Source organism: Ruegeria sp. BJ6 (genome assembly GCF_056537885.1).
Window position 1 is genome coordinate 329,967 of the sequence record NZ_JBQFSG010000003.1, and the last position, 18,742, is coordinate 348,708.

General features: G+C 58.3%; 19 protein-coding genes, 1 tRNA gene and 1 pseudogene. 14 read left to right on the forward strand and 7 right to left on the reverse strand.

The features are described from left to right. Positions 1 to 48: 48 nt before the first annotated feature. The 6 genes from ACR0D6_RS10550 to ACR0D6_RS10575 form a co-directional block, all read right to left on the reverse strand. Positions 49 to 2,214 carry a hypothetical protein gene (locus tag ACR0D6_RS10550; protein WP_480765456.1) on the reverse strand — a complete coding sequence of 722 codons (2,166 nt, stop codon included), beginning with the start codon at positions 2,212 to 2,214 and terminating at the stop codon, positions 49 to 51. 311 nt (positions 2,215 to 2,525) lie between these two features. Next, entirely contained in the window at positions 2,526 to 2,783 is a 258-nt protein-coding gene (locus tag ACR0D6_RS10555; RefSeq protein WP_480765457.1) for a hypothetical protein, read from the reverse strand. Between the two features lie 299 nt (positions 2,784 to 3,082). Next, positions 3,083 to 3,159: transfer RNA gene (locus tag ACR0D6_RS10560), tRNA-Arg, on the reverse strand. Between the two features lie 64 nt (positions 3,160 to 3,223). Further along, positions 3,224 to 4,558 carry a sensor histidine kinase gene (locus ACR0D6_RS10565; protein ID WP_170657310.1) on the reverse strand — a complete coding sequence of 445 codons (1,335 nt, stop codon included), beginning with the start codon at positions 4,556 to 4,558 and terminating at the stop codon, positions 3,224 to 3,226. Between the two features lie 66 nt (positions 4,559 to 4,624). Then, a complete protein-coding gene (locus ACR0D6_RS10570; protein ID WP_480765458.1) occupies positions 4,625 to 6,043 on the reverse strand; it encodes a dihydrolipoyl dehydrogenase family protein in 1,419 nt (472 codons plus the stop codon). A 3-nt stretch (positions 6,044 to 6,046) separates the two neighbouring features. Further along, positions 6,047 to 6,805, reverse strand: coding sequence for a TVP38/TMEM64 family protein (locus ACR0D6_RS10575; protein ID WP_480765459.1), 759 nt, complete (start codon positions 6,803 to 6,805; stop codon positions 6,047 to 6,049). Between the two features lie 21 nt (positions 6,806 to 6,826). On the opposite strand from ACR0D6_RS10575, the gene ACR0D6_RS10580 reads away from it, so the two are divergent. The 14 genes from ACR0D6_RS10580 (at position 6,827) to ACR0D6_RS10645 (ending at position 18,443) form a co-directional block, all read left to right on the forward strand. Further along, positions 6,827 to 6,982, forward strand: a complete 156-nt coding sequence (locus ACR0D6_RS10580) for a hypothetical protein (RefSeq protein WP_170657282.1) — start codon at positions 6,827 to 6,829, stop codon at positions 6,980 to 6,982. Positions 6,983 to 7,076: 94 nt separating this feature from the next. Next, positions 7,077 to 7,211: a 50S ribosomal protein L34 gene (gene rpmH, locus ACR0D6_RS10585; RefSeq protein ID WP_005980833.1), complete on the forward strand. Its 135-nt coding sequence runs from the start codon at positions 7,077 to 7,079 to the stop codon at positions 7,209 to 7,211. A gap of 28 nt (positions 7,212 to 7,239) precedes the next feature. Next, on the forward strand, positions 7,240 to 7,665 hold the full coding sequence (gene rnpA / locus ACR0D6_RS10590) for a ribonuclease P protein component (RefSeq protein WP_480765460.1): 426 nt from the start codon (positions 7,240 to 7,242) through the stop codon (positions 7,663 to 7,665). Beyond that, positions 7,662 to 7,916, forward strand: a complete 255-nt coding sequence (yidD, locus tag ACR0D6_RS10595; RefSeq protein ID WP_480765461.1) for a membrane protein insertion efficiency factor YidD — start codon at positions 7,662 to 7,664, stop codon at positions 7,914 to 7,916. The genes rnpA and yidD overlap by 4 nt, the downstream gene beginning before the upstream one ends. A gap of 79 nt (positions 7,917 to 7,995) precedes the next feature. After that, on the forward strand, positions 7,996 to 9,615 hold the full coding sequence (locus ACR0D6_RS10600; RefSeq protein ID WP_480765462.1) for an acyl-CoA dehydrogenase family protein: 1,620 nt from the start codon (positions 7,996 to 7,998) through the stop codon (positions 9,613 to 9,615). Positions 9,616 to 9,670: 55 nt separating this feature from the next. Beyond that, a complete protein-coding gene (ttcA, locus tag ACR0D6_RS10605; RefSeq protein WP_480765463.1) occupies positions 9,671 to 10,540 on the forward strand; it encodes a tRNA 2-thiocytidine(32) synthetase TtcA in 870 nt (289 codons plus the stop codon). A 71-nt stretch (positions 10,541 to 10,611) separates the two neighbouring features. After that, positions 10,612 to 12,153 (forward strand): putative bifunctional diguanylate cyclase/phosphodiesterase, encoded by a 1,542-nt coding sequence (locus ACR0D6_RS10610; protein WP_480765476.1) that lies wholly within the window; start codon positions 10,612 to 10,614, stop codon positions 12,151 to 12,153. A gap of 125 nt (positions 12,154 to 12,278) precedes the next feature. Beyond that, complete coding sequence (gene yidC, locus ACR0D6_RS10615; RefSeq protein WP_480450593.1) at positions 12,279 to 14,108, forward strand: membrane protein insertase YidC; 1,830 nt, start codon at positions 12,279 to 12,281, stop codon at positions 14,106 to 14,108. Continuing rightward, entirely contained in the window at positions 14,105 to 14,842 is a 738-nt protein-coding gene (locus ACR0D6_RS10620) for an MOSC domain-containing protein (RefSeq protein WP_480765464.1), read from the forward strand. Before yidC ends, ACR0D6_RS10620 begins: the two co-directional genes overlap by 4 nt. After that, entirely contained in the window at positions 14,839 to 15,492 is a 654-nt protein-coding gene (gene yihA, locus ACR0D6_RS10625) for a ribosome biogenesis GTP-binding protein YihA/YsxC (RefSeq protein WP_480765465.1), read from the forward strand. The genes ACR0D6_RS10620 and yihA overlap by 4 nt, the downstream gene beginning before the upstream one ends. Positions 15,493 to 15,584: 92 nt before the next feature. Next, entirely contained in the window at positions 15,585 to 16,448 is an 864-nt protein-coding gene (argB, locus tag ACR0D6_RS10630) for an acetylglutamate kinase (protein WP_480765466.1), read from the forward strand. A 56-nt stretch (positions 16,449 to 16,504) separates the two neighbouring features. Beyond that, positions 16,505 to 17,299, forward strand: coding sequence for a sterol desaturase family protein (locus ACR0D6_RS10635; RefSeq protein WP_480765467.1), 795 nt, complete (start codon positions 16,505 to 16,507; stop codon positions 17,297 to 17,299). Continuing rightward, positions 17,296 to 17,949: a ferredoxin gene (locus tag ACR0D6_RS10640; RefSeq protein WP_480765468.1), complete on the forward strand. Its 654-nt coding sequence runs from the start codon at positions 17,296 to 17,298 to the stop codon at positions 17,947 to 17,949. Before ACR0D6_RS10635 ends, ACR0D6_RS10640 begins: the two co-directional genes overlap by 4 nt. Then, positions 17,946 to 18,443, forward strand: coding sequence for a SixA phosphatase family protein (locus ACR0D6_RS10645; protein WP_480765469.1), 498 nt, complete (start codon positions 17,946 to 17,948; stop codon positions 18,441 to 18,443). Before ACR0D6_RS10640 ends, ACR0D6_RS10645 begins: the two co-directional genes overlap by 4 nt. A 66-nt stretch (positions 18,444 to 18,509) precedes the next feature. On the opposite strand, the pseudogene ACR0D6_RS10650 reads toward ACR0D6_RS10645, so the two are convergent. Beyond that, positions 18,510 to 18,742: pseudogene (locus ACR0D6_RS10650) on the reverse strand (amino acid ABC transporter ATP-binding protein); the annotation flags it as partial.

Below are 18,742 nucleotides of genomic sequence, written 5' to 3' on the forward strand. Positions count from 1 at the left end.
CCTGCTGATGAACCGCTCGCAGGGTCCGCTTCGGGCTCATCGCAGACCTCAGAGGCGACACGGTAAACGCCTGCAGTACACCTGCCACTCCAAAATCCCTGCAAGCGCAGCGAATGACTGCTCCCCGCCCGTTCTGTAGAAAAACAACGTGTTCTGGCGCAAAAAGTAACGGCGCAGCCCGCTCCGCCGCACTTGTTTTAGGGCCAGCGGGATTTGGACAAGCCAAACGCCTCTGGCCATCAGGGGTAAAACAGCTGACCAAGGTTCGTTGTTCCGCAGTAATGCGTCGAATTCATCCAACAAACCCATTAGCTGCATTCTTTCCTCGTGCCCCAAATCACGAGCGACTGTGCCCGTAAGTACGGCTCGCATGTCCGTGCTCCATTGTTTCGGGAATTCCACCTGTTCTGTCGCGTCCTCCGAAGAAAATAGCCTGTCTAGCAGATGCGTTCGCCCCTTGTATCCCAGACGTTTGAGCGCTGAGGTTGTAGGCCCCGTTCGCACTGCCGTCGGAACTTGTGGTACGTCCGCCCTGAGGGTAGTTTCAATGCGCCGGGTGGCGTCAGGAACTTCCGTTGATGCCCCAAGAGGCTGCACGTCAGACGTCCGCAGTTGCCCGGCACTTCCATATCCTTGTACCGGCGAACTTGGCACGGTAGCCTGCACGCGCCGGGTTGTGTCAGGAATTGCCGGTGGCACACTTGCAGGCTGCACGTCCGCAGTCCCAGCCTGCCCGGCGCGAACTGTATCCAGCGTATACCCGGGCGGCAAAGACGGAATGTTTCCGTTTTCGTAGGCAACGCCAGTTGTTTCGTGCACCGGCAGGGCTTCGGCGGGTTGGTTCCACCACTCGGAACCTGCATTCTTGTTCGGTGGCATGAATGGGTTGCGGGAAGAACCGGGACGCATTCGCTCATTCAATTCCCGTGCAAAGGATACGCTTTTGCGCCGCGCGCTTGCACGCTCAAGCAGTCCCGGGCCGCTATCCAATGAATTGGGGGCCGCATTCCGGCGCGATTGATAAACGGCGGGCGCAACCTCAACCGGCGCAGCCATACCTTCTGCCAGTGCTTCGGTGATAATTTCCTTGGCGGACAATTCTTGGCCGGTGGCGGCACGGGCTGCGGCTTCGCCCCCTGCACCCGTTGCGGCTTGCACGATGACGTTCTTGACGGCCTCTTTCGTCGGGCCCTTGAATAGTTGCGTAACTGCTGCGCCTTGTCCCGCCATTTCAGCGAGGGCGATGATTACACCGCGTCCAAGACCGCGCCGGGACGCCGCTGCCATCAGTTCAGGGTCGCGGATCAGGGCCGCCGCTTCCTCGGACGTCCGTGGCGAAACGCCCTGCTCCTGAAAGAACTCATTCACGCCAGAGCCGAATTCCTGCACGGCAGAACCGCCACCAAGAACTGCTGCACCTGCCGCCGGGCTGCGCGTCAAAAGCGTTATTGCCGCTGCCGTACCCATTTGAGGCAGGCTTTCCGCTGCGGTTTCACCAAGGAAGGCAAGGGCCGTACCGGGGTTTGTCGCATAGGCTTTCAACACGTCCAGCGTCGTGTCCGGCGCAGCCGCCAAGACCTGCTTGAACTGTTCTGCGGACGCGGACCCCGGAAGGGCCGCAGCCTGATCGTTCAGACTTTGCGCAGCTTGCGCGTTGTCGACGGCGCGATGCGCAACAGCCGGTTCGTTGCCCACGGCTGCTGCGGCGTCGCGGGCGCGAATGTCATATGCCTGCCGAAACGTGTTCGCGAACTGCGCAGGGTAGCCGAGTTTTGAAATAGCGGCGGACGCCAATTCGGGTGTGGAAATGTCCAATCCTTCGGGCACGTTCGGCAAACGGGTCGTTTCAAGAAACGCGTGCCGGATCAGGTCCGGTTCGGAAAGCGCTGCGTCAGCAAGAACAGTCGCGCCTTTTTGCGCGGCGAACGCAGGCAGGGCCGACTTTGTGCGCAACGCCCCCCGTTTGAGGGCCCGGCCCAAAGCTGTGCCTTCCGGGTTTGAGAAAGACGGGTCACTGTCCAGCGTGAAGCCATCGGGCAGCCCGGGCATCGTTGTCGGGTCGAATTCGGCAGAAGCGCTTGGTGCCGCGTTGGTTGGCTTTTGACCGGCACTGAATTCGGGTGCCGCATCCAGCGTAAATCCTTCCGGTAGGGGCGGGAGCGCCGACGGTTGATTGTTTGGTGCACCGGGTACAAGAGCGGGGAAATTTGCCAACAGATAGTTCCTTCGTGCCTGTGGCGAACTGCGCCGCCGTTGGCCCAATTTTATTTCCGGCGACTTCACCCGACAACAATTGTCTCTCGGTTGTGGACCCAGCGACAGTAGATTAATTGCCTACAAAATTTGGCGACCCCGCGTCTGTTTTCGTGGAGCGTTTTCAAGCGCCTCAACAATTTTCAGTAAACGTTCGGCATCGGCTTTTATTCTGACACTGGAATTCCGATCAGCAATTCGGCTTTCCAGTATCCACCGTTGCCGGGACAAGCGTGCGTGTTTGACGATTGGTGACATTGGAGCGGGTCGATTCATTCGTTAATGCTCCTAGTCAGCCGCGTGATGAACGCGTCTTCAACGCAGCCGCCGTTTGCATTCAAATCGTCAATAATCGACTGGCGTTCTTCCCCTGTGAACAAACGTGCGATTTTTACACGTCGCATTGCTTCATCCACGACTTGTTCAACGTGCAGACTACGGCGCGCGGAATACCCCGGATCGAATCTGGCAGTAGAAGTGTCAAACGGTTCTATCGAACTCTCATCCAAATCTAATTCGGTGTTCAGCATATATTCCCCTGCGAGCTTTAAACCGTAAAAGTTGTATCGTGCATAAGAAGCACTCGCAAAAATTATGGCAACCCTCTCGTCTCATCTGACTAAAAAGTCAAAAAGCCCAGAAACCCCGCGCGTGATATGCGTGGGGTATAAACTACAACGCGCTGCGCTCGGGTTAGGCCGGGGGGTGGGGTGCGACATTCCGACTCAACGGGGGGCGGATAGATAATCCGGCAAGCACTTTGATTTTAGTGGCAGATCAGGGGCAGGAAAGCACTGAGAGTAGTTTATTCAATGTTTTCAGTACCAAGTGGCGGACCGAGGAGGATTCGAACCCCCGACCCCTTGATTCGTAGTCAAGTACTCTATCCAGCTGAGCTATCGGTCCGCGTTGGTGAGGCGCTGTTTAGACTCAGCGTCAGTGGTGCGCAAGCCGATTCTTCAAAATTCTCTCAAAAAGTCATGTCACCCTGCGGGAGCCTTATTTCAAAGGTCGTTCCCTCGGGTCCGGTGTTCTTGAGAACCAGTTCCCCACCGTGGCCGCGCACCAGTTCCGAGGAAATTGCCAGCCCCAGACCCGAGCCGCCCTTGCGCACGCCGCCCTGAAACGGAGTGAACAAATTCTCCTGCGCTTTGGGGGGCAGGCCGGGGCCGGTGTCACGCACCTCGATGCACCAGTCTGTCCCATGCTCACAGGCAGCAACGGTGATCTGGCCCGGCTTGCCCGCCGCCACTAGGGCCTGCCGGGCGTTTCGGACGAGGTTCATGATGATCCGGAACATCTGCTCGGGATCGGCCCGGATGATCAAATCCTCTGGCACTTCGTTATCAATCGTCACACAGCCATCGGCCAGTGCCAGCCTCTCGCTCGCTGCGACATCTTCGGCAATAGGCCGCAACGGTACCATCGACAGGGTAGGCGCCGGTTCCTCGGCGCGACCAAATGCCAGCGTGCTTTCGCAGAGTGAGACCGCGCGGGTGATGGAGTTCACCAGCTTGGGCGCCATCCGGCGTACCAAAGGGTCTTCGCTGGCTTCGATCCGGTCGGTGAAAAGCTGCGCGGATGTCAGGATGTTGCGCAGATCATGACTGACCTTTGCGACTGCGCCACCAAGCTGGGCCAGCCGTTCGCGTTGTTTAAGCGCATGGGTGATCTGCGTCTGCAGCATCTGCAGAGCTTCCTCGGCCTCGCGCAGCTCGGTCACTCCGGCCTGCGGCTGGATGATGCCGCGGACATCCTCAGGTGCGCGGGCATATCTTTGCATGTACCCGACCACGCCCTTGATCGGCCGAACCAAAAAGGCGCGGACCGCAAGAAACAGGAAAAAGGCAGTGATGATCGAGATGACAAGCGACAAAAGCAGAATTCTCAGCCCGTAATCGATCATCGCCATTCGCAATGGATCGGTATCCATCGTCACTTCGATCAGCAGACCAGCGTCCCGTACCGGTTCACCGATCACGCGAATGATCTCATTCTCGGGTTTGAAAAACCGGTTGAGCGCGTCGCGGATCAGCACCCATGCGCCGGCCATTCTCAGATCGTAGGTCTGTGTAATTTGATCCGGTATAGGTGAGGACAACATCAGTTGGCGCACCTCGTCACGGCGCAGCACGACGTTGTAGACTCCGGCATTTTCCAGCAATTCAGCCTCAAGCTCTTCGGCGAGCATGTCGTCAGCCAGCAGTGCGAGCGACGCGATTTGCGCCCGTTCCAGACGGTTCAACAGGAAATCTTCGCGGAATCGCGCAATCGACGGGACAAAGATCAGAACTTCGGCCAACATCACGAAGACCGTTGTCAGGATCAGAAATCGTCCCGAAAGCGAGTTCAAATTACGCTCCTTTTCAGGTCAGGGGATCCAGCGTTGGACGAACCTGACCACTCGTTTAACCGTCTGATTCTCAAACAGCCTTGGCGAGAAATAAGCACCCGCCACGCGTTTGTTAAGCTCTCCGATCGTCGGGTAGGGCGACACCATCGCCGCGATCTGGCCCATCTTTAGGTTATTGGCCAGCGCCAGCGACCACAAGTTGATCAGTTCGCCCGCCTGATGCCCCACGATTGTGGCACCCACCGGGCGCCCCTTGACCATCATGACCTTGATGAAGCCGGTGGTTTTACGCTCGGCCACGGCGCGGTCATTGTGGTGATAGTCGAAACGGGCAACCTCGAGCTTGTCACCGTATTGCCCCTGTGCCTGCTCTTCGCTCAATCCGACCTGCGCCAGTTCGGGGTCGGTATATGTAGCCCAGGGAATATGCGCCGTCTTTGCCCTTGCCGGCAGCCCGAACAGAGCAGAGCGAATGATCACCCCTGCCTGATAACCCGCCACATGCGTGAATTGCAGACCGCCTGAGACGTCACCAATGGCATAGATTTTGCGGTTCGAAGTGCGCAGCGCCTCATCCGTTCTGATCCCGGATTTTGTTCTGTCGATACCGGCCGCTTCCAGATTCAGGCGTTCGATATTTGCCTTTCGACCTGCCGCCAGCAAAAGATGCGTGCCTGCAAAGATGTCTCCGTTTTGAGTCACAACCTCGATTGCACCGGCCTCACCGCGAATTTGCGCCACCATCGACTGCTCGTGAATATCGACGCCTTCCTCGCGCAGAGCAGACAGCACGACGGCTGCAGCTTCGGGGTCATCCTTGCCCAAGGCTTGCAGCCCCTCGATAACCGTCACTTTGCATCCCAGACGAATGTGAGCCTGCGCCATCTCCATCCCGATCGGCCCGCCGCCGATGATCAGAAGATGTTCAGGCTTTTCACGCAGGTCAAAAATGGTCTCGTTTGTGAAATAGGGGACCTTGTCCAGACCGGGGATCGGCGGGACCAGCGGCGAGGAACCTGTGGCGATCACGATGCGGCGCGCCGATATAGTGTGATCTCCGGCCTGTACCTCGGTTGGAGACAGGAATGAGCCGTATTCGCGGATCACTCGAACGCCGAATCCTTCAAACCTTTCCGGGCTGTCCATTGGGGCGATTTGCGCGATCACATCCTGCACATGATCCTTGGTCGCAGCATAATCGACTTTTGGCTCCGCATCCGCGATCCCGTAACTGACTGAATGACTTTGCGCATATGCCGCCTTGCCGCTTGCGATCAGCGCCTTGGACGGGACGCAGCCGAAATTCAGGCAGTCGCCACCCATTTTATGGCCTTCCAGCAGGGTCACATCCGCACCCATCTGGCTGGCGCCTGCAGCCACTGACAACCCACCGGACCCGGCCCCGATCACCAGGATGTCGGTCTTGATCTTTTTCATGGGTCAGGTTTCCTTCCGGCCGCGCAAGGTCTTGATAAGGATAGGCAGGGCGGCCAGCGCACACAGCCCCAGGATCGGCCCGATGATAAACGGTTCCCACAAAAGCGAAACATCCGGTGTCTCGCCGCGATCGAAAACACCGCCAAGTCCGACGCCGATCCAAGTATAGACGATACCACCAGGGATGATGCCCAGCGCAGTCGTCAGCAGGAAATTGCGGAACTTCACGCCAACCAGCGCCGGAACCAGATTGGCGACAAAGAACGGCACCACCGGCACAAGCCTAAGCAGGAACAGGACGGAGATTTCGTTCTCTCTTAGTCCATTCTTAAGCTTCTTTATCGTGCCTTCAGATGCTTCCAACCTTGCAGTCAATGCCTCACCCAGCCCCCAGCGCGCGGCCAGAAATATGGCAGACGCCCCGACGGTAGCGGCAAATACATTGAACACAGTGCCTGCGAACAATCCAAACAGAAACCCACCGGTCATGGATGCGACCGCCGCCCCCGGCAGCGAGAACGCGACGATCACGATATATACGGCAATGAAGGCGGCGGCCATCGACCAATAATTAGCGTCACGCCATGCCAGAAGCGCCTCGCGATTATCGCGCAGGGTTTCGAATGTCAGATAATCGCCAAGCGTAAAGAAGCCGATCAGGGCGGCAGCAATAATTGCCAACAGCGGTACGTGACGGGCCAGCCTGCGGCGGGGCATGTGAGTCGTGTTGCTCATCTGATCATTCGGCTTTTGTCGATTCATTCTGTTCACCAACATGCGCCCATGCTGCAGCAAGCAACAGATACTTCACGTCGCCTTGAAGTGTCCGGTCAAAAATGTGAGTGTTTGCAGCCACAAAACACGGTTTTGAAACCTTTGCCGGGCAAGCAGGCGGTTTTTGTTGCAAAAGACACCGAAAAGCGGGCTCAGAGGGTTTGACTTACTGCGCGCTTGCCAGTAGAGGACGGACTTCGAACACCACGGGCAGGCGAATCCGCGCCGAACCCGACCGCAAGAGATTGGAGACGGAGCGATGAAACGCACCTATCAGCCTTCGAACCTGGTTCGCAAACGCCGCCACGGTTTCCGCGCGCGCATGGCCACCAAGGCTGGCCGCAAGATTCTGAACGCACGTCGCGCACGCGGCCGCAAGTCGCTGAGCGCGTAAGCCGCCACCGACTGACGTTCTGACGAAAATGACGCCGCCGGAGGCCCCTGTGGATGGTACTGACCAACCCGGGGATACGCCCCCGGCGGCGTCCGTTTGCGCATCCGAAACCCTGACCATATTGAAGAACCGGTCCGATTTCCTGAAGGCTGCGCGAGCACGTCGGCAGGGGACGGCCTCGATGATGGTGCAGGCCCGCAGGCGCGCGCCCGACGAGGCATCTGGCATTCGGGTTGGGTTCACCTGTTCAAAGAAGGTGGGCAATGCGGTGGCGCGCAATCGCGCCAAACGCAGGCTGCGTGAGGCTGCCCGTGCGGTCCTGCCGGTTCTGGGGCATGACGGCTGGGATTACGTATTGATCGGAAAAGCCGAAGCAACCGCATCCCGACCCTATGACCAGTTGCTGGGCGATCTGAGATTTGCGCTGCGCAAATTGCACGACAAGCGAAAATGACCATTCTGGCACATATCCTGGCCATTCCCGTGCGGGCTTACCGGTTACTTTTCAGCCCGTGGGTTGGATTTAATTGCCGATACCAGCCGACCTGTTCGGCCTATGCGCTTGAGGCGCTGGAAAAACACGGCGCGTTCAAAGGGTCCTGGCTTGCGGCCAGACGCATCGGGCGATGCCACCCATGGGGCGGCGACGGGTATGACCCGGTACCGGGGCCTGACAACAACGACGATCCCCAAGACCGGCACTGATGCGGCGCGTGACGGGCCGTCAAACTTGACCAGCGCGGCAGCCCTCTGAAAACCTGAGGCAACAATTCCCGAGGTCTCAATGAAATCAGCCGCCCGTCACAGCCTGCCAACCCACGACGTTCACAACCAGCCGCCAGAGCGGGGCAACGGTAATCTCTGGACGTCGGACCCCGCTCTTCGTGAGGGCGTCGCGCGTACCGGTGGGCGTATCGAACCTCTGGAAAGCTACGGTCAGACACTGGGCCAGACAGACTTGCGCGAGGCCGGTCGGGACGCCAACCGGCACCCACCGGAACTCCGGCTGTTTGACGCTGGGGGCCGCCGTCTGGATGAGGTGCGGTTTCACCCATCGTACCACAAGGTCATGCAGACCAGCCAATCTGCCGGATATGCGTCTGTCGCGTGGGACGGTCAGCCGGGCGGACACGTGACCCATGCCGCCATGGTTTACATGGCCAGTCAGGTCGAGCCCGGACATTGCTGCCCGCTGACGATGACATACGCGTCAGTACCCGCTCTTGCCGCCAGCGATCAGGTTTCCGCGATCTGGCGACCCAAACTTACCGCACGATCTTATGACCCTACGGTCAGACCCATAGCCAACAAATCCAGCGCCACGCTGGGCATGGCAATGACGGAAAAGCAGGGCGGCTCGGATGTGCGGGCCAATACGACCGTGGCTGTACGGGACGGTGAGCACTGGCGGCTGAAAGGGCATAAATGGTTTTGCTCGGCCCCGATGTCCGACGGGTTTCTGACACTGGCGCAGGCACCGGGCGGGTTGACCTGTTTTCTATTGCCCCGCTGGCTGGACGGTGAACGCAACGCCATTCATCTCATGCGGCTGAAAGACAAGCTTGGGAACAAATCGAACGCCTCGTCCGAGGTAGAGTTCCACGACGCGCTGGCCTTCCAGCTGGGCGATGAAGGAGCGGGCGTACGCACCATCATCGAAATGGTGCATCACACTCGTCTCGATACAGCGATGGCCCCCGCCGGCCTGATGCGCGCCGCACTGGTCGAGGCACATCACTGGGTCAGCCACCGTAGCGCCTTTCAACGGCGTTTGATCGATCAGCCGCTGATGCGTTCGGTTCTGGCCGACCTGACGCTGGACTGGGAAGGTGCGCTGACTCTGGGGCTGCGTATCGCGCAGGCGTTTGACGAAAACACAGCCGAGGAGAATGCCTTCGCACGTATCGGCGTCGCGTTGGCCAAGTTCCTCGCCAACAAGCGGTGTCCCACTGTCACCGTCGAAGCGATGGAAGTGCTGGGCGGCATGGGTTACGTCGAGGATACGCCCATGCCCCTGCTTTATCGCGAGGCCCCGCTTAACGGTATCTGGGAGGGGTCGGGCAACGTGATCTGTCTGGACATCCTGCGCAGCCTTGCACGCGAGCCGCTGGCCGCGGATGTATTGCATGCCGAACTGGCTGCAGGATTGGGCGTCGACCACCGGTTCGACGAGGCGCTGAAGGCACATCAGGCACGCTGGCCCACCCTGCCGCCTGAAGCCGAAGCGCGGTGGTTTGCCGAACGCACGGCCCTGTTGCTGACAGGTTCGCTGCTGCTGCGCCATGCGCCCGGCGCGATTGCCGACGGCTTTATTGCAACCCGCATCGCGGGCGATAGTGGGCGGGTGCCCGGCGCAGTCTCTGGTCTGAACACGCAGGCAATTCTTGATCGGCTGGTGGCCTAGAAACCCCCGGCGCGGCACTCTTGCCCGTTAAAGACAACTGCTGTAGAGGCGGGCCATGTTCGACGAAGCCGACGATATCCATCCGCTCTTTGCAGGCGCGCCCTCGACCACCGAGTTCAAGAAACTGCGCAAACGCATCGTGCGTCAGACCCGCGAAGCGATCGACCAGTATGGCATGGTCGAACGCGGCGCCAGATGGCTTGTTTGCCTGTCCGGCGGCAAGGACAGCTATACCCTGCTGGCGGTCCTGCACGAGTTGCAGTGGCGCGGTCTGCTGCCGGTCGAGCTGCTGGCCTGCAATCTGGATCAGGGTCAGCCGGGATTTCCCGCGACCGTCTTGCCCGAGTTTCTAGAGAGGATGGGTGTACCGCACCGGATTGAATATCAGGATACTTATTCGGTCGTTATGGATAAGGTTCCTCAAGGGCGCACTTATTGCGCCCTGTGTTCGCGCCTGCGTCGTGGCAACCTGTATCGGATCGCCCGAGAAGAAGGCTGTTCGGCGGTGGTTCTGGGACATCACCGCGACGACATCCTTGAGACGTTTTTCATGAACCTTTTCCACGGTGGCCGTCTGGCGACCATGCCGCCCAAACTGGTGAATGAAGAAGGCGACCTGTTCGTCTATCGCCCTCTGGCCCATGTCGCCGAGGCCGATTGCGAGAAATTCGCCACCTCGATGAACTACCCCATCATTCCGTGTGATTTGTGCGGCAGTCAGGATGGTCTGCAGCGGCAACAGGTCAAACAGATTTTGGATCAGTGGGAAAAGAACTCTCCGGGCCGCCGCCAGGTCATGTTCCGCGCTTTGACCAATGCCCGCCCATCGCATCTGCTGGATGAGAAACTGTTCGATTTTCAGGGCCTGACACTCAGTCCCGAAAAAATAAGCGAAAATTCGGACGAAATTCCCCGGTTGCGTTAACGACCGACTCATATTGGTTTCCTAAGGTTGACCAGTGCGTGCGATGCGCTGGCTGAGGGCCGTTGAAACCGATGTGGAAAAACTCACCAATTACCCAGATCAAGGCCCGAATCCTGTCACTTGTGGCCGGGCCGCAAATTCTGGCATTTGTTCCCGCCCTGGCTCTGGCTGCGTTCTGGCTGGGTGGCGAACCCGTTCTTGTCATTGTTTCGCTGGGGCTGCCTTTGCTGTTTGCGGGCTCGGGCGCATTCAGAGACTGGGGCAAGCAACAACCCGTGCAGCCCGCTTCCACGAATGGCCTTGTGCAAGCCGACGTATTTTGTCCCGCCATAGAAAGCCGCAGGAAAGAGGCCAACGGGGCAGGGGAAAGTTCCGCCTGTTTCCTTCTGGAGCTCGAAGACCTTCGAAAGATCGAAGGGCGACACGGTTTGGCGGCCGCGGACCTTGCGGCCGAGCAGTGTGGTCAAAGACTCTTGTCCGTTCTGCGCAATCAGGATTTGGTCGCCCGGCTTGACCGAAACAGGATCGCAGTTTGCCCCGTGGCTTCGCCGAAGTTTGATCTGGAGGCTTGCATCCAACTGGCAGGTCGCATGCAAAGCGCCGTGGAGGAACCTACAAATCTGAATGGCTTGAAACTCTATGTTTCCTGTTCGGTTGGGTTTTGCCTGAGCAGCGATGCCCCCGATCACACGGGAAAGGAGTGGCTGGAGGCAGCGAGACTGGCGCTGTCGGAGGCCCGCAGTCACGGACCATCTACAATCCGTGCTTTTTCGAAGGAAACGCGCCGCCGCACTATTGTTCAGGGTGACTTGTGCAACGAAATCCAGATCGCTCTTGCCGCCGGACAGGTCCGGCCATGGTTTCAGCCGCAGGTGTCGACAGACACTGGCAGAATTACGGGCTTCGAGGCATTGGCGCGTTGGGAACACCCGACAAAAGGCGTATTGGGCCCGCAGACGTTTCTGCCGCTCATTGAGCAGGCAGGTTTGATGGGGCAACTTGGCCAGACAATGCGCCATCAGGTATTTTCGGCCCTGAAATCATGGGACCGAGCTGGTTTGTGCATACCTCGGGCCGGTGTGAATTTCTCAGCGGAAGAATTGCGTGATCCGGGGCTGGCCGAACGTCTGCAATGGGAGCTTGACCGTTTCGACCTGACGCCGGACCGGCTGGCTGTTGAAATCCTTGAGACTGTGTTCTCCTATGCGCCTGACGACGTCATTTCGCGCACTGTGACAGGACTTGCCAAAATCGGCTGCTATATCGATCTGGATGATTTTGGCACAGGACACGCTTCGATCGCATCCCTCAAGCGTTTTGATGTGTCGCGGATCAAGATCGACCGGTCCTTTGTCACCAAAGCGGATCAGGACCCCACGCAGCAACAGCTGATCAGTGCAATATTGACGATGGCCGAACAGCTGAAGCTTGAAACACTCGCGGAAGGAGTCGAAACGCCGGGCGAACACGCGTTGATGGGTCAGCTTGGGTGTCGACACGTTCAAGGTTTTGGAATCGGCAAACCGATGCCGTTCGATCAAACAAGTGGCTGGATCGTGGCATATCAGGCAAAACTGGCCAAAACCCCTGAAATTGGGCGCAAAATGGGCTGACACATTCAAAGAAGAAACAACTGAACGCTCGGTCCGTACATTTTGGGGGCGATTCTGCTTGACCTTTGGGCCTGCACTCTGTTGAACCCACCGGTGTCTTTCAATGCTCAAGGTGGCTGTCCCAGATGGACGATCAGAACAAGAATCTCATCCTTGCAACCGTGCTCAGCTTTCTCGTGATCCTTGTTTGGTTCGTGCTGTTCCCACCGCCGGAGCAAACGACGACCCCTGAAGATAGCGTGATCAGCGCCTCGGAAGGCAACGAGGTTCAGACACCCAGTGCCACCGGCACAGACACGTTGGGCGAGGCATCCTCGGTCACTGCCGAGACGGAACCGGACGCAGAAGCGCCGCGCGTCCAGATCGACACCCCGCGCCTGACTGGTAGTCTGTCTCTGTCCGGCGGTCGGATCGATGAACTGTCGCTGAAAGACTACAAGGTCTCATTGGCCGAGGATTCCCCGATTGTGGAGCTTCTTTCGCCGGTTGGTTCGGAATCCGCCTATTATGCTCTTTACGGCTGGGCCCCCGGAGCGGGTGTAACCGGATCGGAAGTACCCGGACCGAACACATTGTGGTCTGTGGAACAGGGCGAGACATTGGGCGTAGACAGCCCCGTGACCTTGAGCTGGGACAATGGCAAGGGCCAGCTGTTCCGCCGCACCATCTCGGTCGACGAAGATTACATGTTCACCGTCACGCAATCGGTTGAAAACACGTCTCAGGCCGAGGTTGGCATGGCCCCGTATGGCATTCTGGCCCGCCACGGCATTGGCGAAGATGCTGATCTGCCCGAGCTGAAGAACTTCTTCATTCTGCATGAGGGCGTGATTGGCATGGCTGACGGGACACTGACCGAAATCGATTATGGCGATGTGCGCGATTTCGACATTGATCCGAATGAACGTGCGCAGGCCGAGGTCTTTCAGGTCAAGGAAAACGGTTGGATCGGATTTACCGACCACTACTGGATGACCACGTTGATCCCTGAATCCGGTTCTGCCTTTAAGGCGGCTGCGAAATTCGACGACCGCCGCAAGATTTATCAGACCGAAACCGTTCTGCCGACGCTGACAGTAGCGCCGGGTGAGACAGCAGAGGTTACGACCCGTCTGTTTGCCGGTGCCAAGGAATGGGAAGCCATTCGCGAGTATCAGGCAGACGGAGTGCAGAAATTCATCGACAGCATCGACTGGGGCTGGTTCTTTTTCCTGACCAAGCCGATCTTCTGGCTGCTGCACAACCTGAACCAGCTGATTGGCAACATGGGCTGGTCGATCATCGGCCTGACCCTGATCATCAAGGCGATCCTGTTCCCTCTGGCGTTCAAATCCTATGTCTCGATGGCGAAGATGAAGGAGTTGCAGCCGCAGATGGAGGCCCTGAAAGAGGCCGCGGGTGATGACCGCCAGAAGATGCAGCAGGGCATGATGGAGCTGTACAAAAAGGAAAAGGTGAACCCGGCCGCCGGTTGTTTGCCGATCCTGATGCAGATTCCGATCTTCTTCTCGCTGTATAAGGTGATATTTGTCACGATCGAACTGCGTCAGGCGCCCTGGTTCGGACCGTTCCAGGACCTCAGCGCGCCGGATCCGACCTCGATCATGAACCTGTTTGGTTTGCTGCCGTGGGCCGGACCGCAACCGGACTCGCTGATGGCGCTGATCTTCATCGGTATCCTGCCGCTGCTGCTGGGGATTTCGATGTGGCTGCAGCAAAAGCTGAATCCGGCACCAACGGATGCAACCCAGGCCATGATCTTTGCCTGGATGCCGTGGGTGTTCATGTTCATGCTGGGCGGTTTCGCCAGCGGGCTGGTTGTCTACTGGATCGCGAACAACACGATCACATTCACCCAGCAGTATCTGATCATGCGTAGTCAGGGCTATACGCCGGACGTGTTCGGAAATATCAAATCCGGCTTCAAGCGAACGCCCAAGACGGACGACAAATGAGCGGCACGGTCACCAGCCTCTGGCGGCACCCCATCAAAAGCCATGGCCGCGAGGCTCTGGAGGAGGTGATTGTGAACCCCGGGCAAACCATGCCCGGGGATCGCGTTTGGGCCGTGGCGCATGAGATGTCGCGGGCGGACGGAACCGAGTGGGTGAATTGCGGAAACTTCAGCCGGGTTTCCAAAGCTCCGGAGCTGATGGCAGTGACCGCGCAGCTGAACGGCGGGCAAGTCACGCTGAGCCATCCAAAACGCCCCGACCTGATCTTTGATCCGGACAGGGATGTTCAGGTTTTTCTGGACTGGGTCGACCCGTTGATGCCTGCTGACCGGGCTGCTTCGGCGCGGATCATTCGCGTACCAGGGCGCGGTATGACAGACAGCGATTTTCCGTCGATCACGCTTTGCAACATGGCTTCGCACCGTGCGGTCGAGCAGAAACTGGGCCGTGATCTATCCATTCACAGATGGCGGGGGAACATCTGGTTTGATGGCCTGCCGGTTTGGGAAGAGTTCGACTGGCTGGGCGGCGACGTGCAGATCGGCGAGGCGGTTTTTCATGTCCGCGAGCGGACGGATCGCTGTGCCGCAACTACTGCTAACCCTGATACCGGCGTTCGGGATGCTGATACGCTGGGCGCTCTGGGCACTTGGGGACATCAGGATTTCACGGTTCGCGCCGAGGTTAAACAAGGCGGTGCAATCCGCGTTGGCGACAAGGTTACACCGCTATGACGTCATTGCCGTTTTCACTTGCTGAGGATCCTGACCAGACGGCGCTTGAAACGGGGCGCAAGCTGTTTGCCGGGGAATCCGAATTCGTCAAAGGTGTGGTTGCGATGTCCGGTCTGCCGGCACCTGATCGGCTGGAGGTCTGTTTTGCCGGACGATCCAACGTCGGCAAGTCCAGCCTGATCAATGCCCTGACTGGCACAAAGGGGTTGGCGCGGGCGTCAAACACGCCGGGTCGAACGCAAGAGATCAACTTTTTCACCCAAGGTCCCGAGCTGTATCTGGTGGACCTGCCGGGCTATGGGTATGCCAATGCGCCGGTCAAAGTGGTTGAGAAGTGGCAAAAACTGCTCAAGCAGTATCTCAGCGGGCGCCAGACTCTGCGACGTGCTTTTGTCTTGATTGACGCACGGCACGGGGTGAAACCCGTTGATGATGAAATCATGAAGCTTCTCGACAGCAGCGCCGTGACTTTTCAGTGTGTTTTGACCAAGGCTGACAAGGTCAAGGCGAAGGATCGCGATAAGGTTTTGGAGCAGGTGCGCGCTGCGTTGTCAAAACACCCGGCGGCCTTTCCGGAAATCGTGCTGACCTCTTCCGAAAAAGGCGACGGTATTCCCACTCTGCGTTCGATTATCGCGCATCTGGAATAGCCGGGCGTTTGCCGCCCGACCACGAAAGCGCTGTTCGCACTTGGCAGCCCCGCTCAAAGGTCCTAACACCGTTGGTCAAAGGGACCCAAGCTATGAAGACACGAGACATGAACCGGGATTGGATCGCCACCGCCGCCACCTTGAACAGCGCGCTGCCCTATCTTCAGCGATATGACGGGGCCATTGTGGTCATCAAGCTGGGCGGGCATGCCATGGGCAGCGATGAAGCGATGGAGAGCTTTGCCCGCGATGTGGTGCTGATGCGCCATGTAGGCGTGAATCCGGTGATCGTTCATGGCGGCGGCCCGATGATCAACGCGATGCTGGACAAGCTGGATATCCAGTCAGAGTTTGTGAACGGCAAGCGTGTGACCGATCAGGCAACTGTGGAAGTGGTCGAGATGGTCTTGTCCGGTCTGGTCAACAAGCGGATCGTGCAGGCCATCAACGCGCAGGGCGGCGTCGCGGTTGGACTGTCCGGCAAGGACGCAAACCTGATGACATGCGACCAGACTGATCCGTCGCTGGGCTTTGTCGGATCACCGTCCGAAATGAACCCCAAACTGCTGAATGATCTGTTCGCGCATGACGTGATTCCGGTGATCGCTCCGCTGGGAACAGGTCGGGACGGTGAGACGTTCAACGTGAACGGCGACACAGCCGCCGGTGCAATCGCGGCCGCACTCAAGGCCGATCGCCTGCTGCTGCTGACGGACGTTTCCGGCGTCAAGAACGCTGCCGGTGAAGTCGTGACCGAACTGAAGGCCGGTCAGATCAGGGAAATGACCCGCGAGGGGACAATTGCAGGCGGCATGATCCCCAAGACAGAAACAGCACTGGATGCCTTGCACAGCGGTGTCAGAGCCGTGGTCATACTGGACGGGCGGGTTCCAAACGCGGTGCTGCTGGAACTGTATACCGAGCATGGCGCGGGCTCGCTTATCCGTCCGGACTGACAGCAATCCGGCGCGCTGGGCTTGCGCTGCGACTTTACATAGTCAATCGTGAATGCATGGAGCAGGAGGCTTTCATCCGCCTGGGAATTTTCCTGGGGCTTTTCGTTGCGTTTGCCATAGGCGAAGCGCTAGTTCCGCGCCGTGCCCGAGAGGTCGCGCGCTGGAACCGCTGGCTGACAAACCTGTCAATTACCCTTTTGAACACCCTGCTTTTGCGAGTCATGGCTATTGGGCTGCCCCTTTTGGCCGTCGGAGCGGCATTGGACGCCTCCCGGAACGGATGGGGGCTGTTCAACATTTTGGGCTGGCCGATCTGGATCGAGATTCTGTTGTCAGTCCTGATACTTGATTTCGCGATCTGGGCGCAGCATTTGATCACTCACAAGGTGCCGCTTCTTTGGCGGTTGCATCGGGTTCATCACGCGGACAGAGATATGGACGTGACAACAGCGGTCCGGTTCCATCCGGTCGAAATCGCGCTGTCGATGTTTTTGAAGATCGGGCTGGTTTATGCGATGGGGCCAGCCGCATTGGCTGTCGTAATCTTTGAAGTTCTTCTTAATGGAACAGCTTTGTTTAATCATTCGAACATCAAAATCCCGCTGGCCCTCGACGCGGTGTTACGTAGAGTTCTGGTGACGCCGGATATGCATCGGGTCCACCATTCAGTTCTGAGAAAGGAGCATGACAGCAACTATGGCTTTGCATTGTCCATCTGGGACCGGATGATGGGCACATATGTAGCGCAGCCCGGTGAAGGGCACGACAAGATGACAGTGGGGTTAGAATGGCAGGACGACCGTCCAACGCGGCTGGGGTGGAGCCTCGCGCTGCCTTTTCAGCGCAAGTGACCTATGATTCCGTCGAAATGGCCGCGCAGAAGGCCGGTCTGATCGTCATGGGAGCCCAGCATCCCGATAAGAGCCGAGCCAGCCAACTGAAAGGCGGTACGCTGATTTTACTGGGCGCAGGGGAGGGGTTCTGGTCAGTGCTCAATGCTTCACCTGAGTGGCTGGACGGGTCGCCGGATCCGGTCGACAGGTGGTCTTTGCGTGTCATCGGCCAGATGTCAGAAACTCTGGGTGCCCGGGCCTATTTTCCTTTCGGCGGCCCCCCTTATACGCCGTTTATTGACTGGGCATTGAAATCGGGGCGTGCTTTCCAAAGCCCTGTCGGCGCGATGGTTCATGACACCGTGGGAATGCTGATCTCCTATCGTGGGGCGCTGCATTTTGAGCGGGAAATGAAAATTCCCGATGCAAATGGCTCTTCGCCTTGTATCAACTGCGGGGCGCCTTGCAGCACAGCCTGCCCTGTCGGCGCTTTAAGTACCGATGGATTTTACGATCTGGACGCCTGCCACAGCTTTCTGGACACGCCCGCAGGACAATCCTGCATGAGCGACGGCTGCGCCGCACGACTGGCATGTCCGGTCAGCGCCGGTGCCGCCCGTAACCCCGAACAGTCGGCCCATCATATGAAGGCATTTCATCCGATATGACCCGTATCCTTGTTCTGACCCGACACGCAAAATCCAGCTGGGGCAATCCCATGCTGGATGACCACGACCGACCGCTGAACAAGCGAGGGAGGGTATCTGCCAAAGCTGTCGGGACATGGCTGGCGGAAAAGGGATGGACCCCGGACGAGGTCCTAAGCTCCACATCGTTGCGTACTTACGAAACATGGCGACAGATGGAACTGGAGACTTCAGAGGTCACATTCACCCGCGATCTGTATCATCCTGATCCGGGACAGATTTTTCGCACTCTGACCACCGCTAAAGGCAGTGTGGTTTTAGTGTTGTCCCATAATCCCGGTATCGCCGAGTTTGCAGGTCGGATCGTGCGACAGCCACCAGATCACATGCGGTTTTTTGACTACCCGACATGCGCCACGACAATCATTCAGTTCGATGTTGGAAGATGGTCCGACGTGTCATGGAAAACCGGTGAAGTGTTGGATTTCGTTATCCCGCGCGAATTGTCGAAATAAGAAAAGGCGGGGGTAACCCCGCCTTTTCCTGAATGTTCGAAGGCCGGAGCTCGCCCCGGTCGCTGTTTAATGCCCGAGGATCTGGCTGAGGAACAGCTTGGTGCGCTCTGACTGCGGGTTGTTGAAGAACTCTTCGGGTTCGTTCTGCTCCACGATCTGACCGGCATCCATGAAAATCACGCGGTTGGCGACCTGACGGGCAAAGCCCATCTCATGCGTCACACACAGCATGGTCATGCCTTCCTCGGCCAGTTCGATCATGGTGTCGAGCACCTCTTTGATCATCTCGGGGTCCAGCG

Coding starts and splice junctions, on each gene's coding strand:
- ACR0D6_RS10555 (WP_480765457.1), bottom strand. CDS start 2,783: ATGCTGAACACCGAATTAGATTTGGATGAGAGTTCGATAGAACCGTTT.
- ACR0D6_RS10565 (WP_170657310.1), bottom strand. CDS start 4,558: ATGTTGGCCGAAGTTCTGATCTTTGTCCCGTCGATTGCGCGATTCCGC.
- ACR0D6_RS10570 (WP_480765458.1), bottom strand. CDS start 6,043: ATGAAAAAGATCAAGACCGACATCCTGGTGATCGGGGCCGGGTCCGGT.
- ACR0D6_RS10575 (WP_480765459.1), bottom strand. CDS start 6,805: ATGAATCGACAAAAGCCGAATGATCAGATGAGCAACACGACTCACATG.
- ACR0D6_RS10580 (WP_170657282.1), top strand. CDS start 6,827: ATGCTGCAGCAAGCAACAGATACTTCACGTCGCCTTGAAGTGTCCGGT.
- rpmH (WP_005980833.1), top strand. CDS start 7,077: ATGAAACGCACCTATCAGCCTTCGAACCTGGTTCGCAAACGCCGCCAC.
- rnpA (WP_480765460.1), top strand. CDS start 7,240: ATGACGCCGCCGGAGGCCCCTGTGGATGGTACTGACCAACCCGGGGAT.
- yidD (WP_480765461.1), top strand. CDS start 7,662: ATGACCATTCTGGCACATATCCTGGCCATTCCCGTGCGGGCTTACCGG.
- ACR0D6_RS10600 (WP_480765462.1), top strand. CDS start 7,996: ATGAAATCAGCCGCCCGTCACAGCCTGCCAACCCACGACGTTCACAAC.
- ttcA (WP_480765463.1), top strand. CDS start 9,671: ATGTTCGACGAAGCCGACGATATCCATCCGCTCTTTGCAGGCGCGCCC.
- ACR0D6_RS10610 (WP_480765476.1), top strand. CDS start 10,612: ATGTGGAAAAACTCACCAATTACCCAGATCAAGGCCCGAATCCTGTCA.
- yidC (WP_480450593.1), top strand. CDS start 12,279: ATGGACGATCAGAACAAGAATCTCATCCTTGCAACCGTGCTCAGCTTT.
- ACR0D6_RS10620 (WP_480765464.1), top strand. CDS start 14,105: ATGAGCGGCACGGTCACCAGCCTCTGGCGGCACCCCATCAAAAGCCAT.
- yihA (WP_480765465.1), top strand. CDS start 14,839: ATGACGTCATTGCCGTTTTCACTTGCTGAGGATCCTGACCAGACGGCG.
- argB (WP_480765466.1), top strand. CDS start 15,585: ATGAAGACACGAGACATGAACCGGGATTGGATCGCCACCGCCGCCACC.
- ACR0D6_RS10635 (WP_480765467.1), top strand. CDS start 16,505: ATGGAGCAGGAGGCTTTCATCCGCCTGGGAATTTTCCTGGGGCTTTTC.
- ACR0D6_RS10645 (WP_480765469.1), top strand. CDS start 17,946: ATGACCCGTATCCTTGTTCTGACCCGACACGCAAAATCCAGCTGGGGC.